The organism is Micromonospora sp. NPDC047620 (genome assembly GCF_043205005.1).
GTDB lineage: Bacteria > Actinomycetota > Actinomycetes > Mycobacteriales > Micromonosporaceae > Micromonospora.
In genome coordinates, this window is the sequence record NZ_JBIDDG010000165.1 from 1 (window position 1) to 1,154 (window position 1,154).

At 62.7% G+C, this 1,154-nt stretch carries 1 protein-coding gene; it reads right to left on the bottom strand.

What is annotated here, in order from left to right:
* Positions 1-106 precede the first annotated feature (106 nt).
* Positions 107-1,154 (bottom strand): DUF4226 domain-containing protein (locus ACGF5C_RS34985; protein WP_393308729.1); only part of this gene is annotated, 1,048 nt, incomplete at its 5' end.

Here is a 1,154-nt window from a genome sequence, read left to right on the forward strand (position 1 = left end):
CCGGGCCGGGTCAGCGTCCACTCGTCGGCAGGATTGTCCGAACCGGACCGCTGCTCAGCGGATTTCGATCTCCGAGGTTCGGGTGAACGGGGCTGCGTCGGTTCCATCAGTACGCCACGTAGGCCTGGCCGTTGCGTACCGCCTTGACGCCCGGCACATTGCTGACGGATCCGTAGACGTCGATCGCGTAGCGGACACCGGCAACGATATTGTCCACGGGGTCGGAGATATTCTTGTGGCCCGGTGCCGCATATTTGTCGAAATTCGGCTGGATTATCTGCATGAGCCCCGTGGAGGGGGTGCCGTTCTTAGCGTTTATGTCGTCATTGTTGACGGCTTCGGGGTTACCGCTGCTCTCGTAGTGGATGATGATCGCTATCGCTTCGGGATCTATCTTGCTGGTGTCGTATCCCATTCCCCGCAGCACCTGCAGCGCCTGCTGAATCCATTGGCCCACAGTGCCTCCCACGGTCTTGGCGCCCGAGCCGCCCGGGTATTTTTTGCCGTAGATGTTGTAGAGGTATTGGTTGGTGAGGCGGTCGATTTCGGTGGCGGTTTCGGTGGAGTTGGTGTTGCCGCCGGAGACGATGGCTTGGGCTTTTTTCAAAGCGATGGTGAGGATTTGGTGGACTTTTTGTTGTCCGGCTTTGGTGTAGGCGGTGGGTCCTAGTTCGGCGAGGGCGGCGTCGACGTCGCGCAGGAGTTGGCGGACGGCGGTTTTGTCGACTTTGTGTTTGCCGGCGTGGGAGTAGATGTAGTTGTAGAGGTCGTTGTCGAGGGTGTTGAAGGCGGTGGCGGCGTTGCGTTGGAACAGTTGGCGGGCTTTGACGGCGCCTGCGGTGGTGCCGGTGCCGTCGGTGCTGCCGGTGGTGGTGCCGAGTTCTTTGCGGAGTTTCTGGACGTCGGGGTCGTCGCTGTTTTCGTCGCCGTAGGCGGCGGCGAGTTTTTTGAGTGCGGCGATGGCTTTCTGGGCTTGGGGGGACAGGCCGGCGTCGCTGCCGTCGCCGGTTGTGGTTGCGCCGGAACCGTTTCCACCACCACTACCGGTGCCGCCGCCGTTGCCGCCGGCGAGGCCGGACAGGGCGGAGGCGAGCATGGGCAGCATGGACAGTGCCATGGCGCCGCCCATCATGGCGGTGGGCGCGACCTGGGCC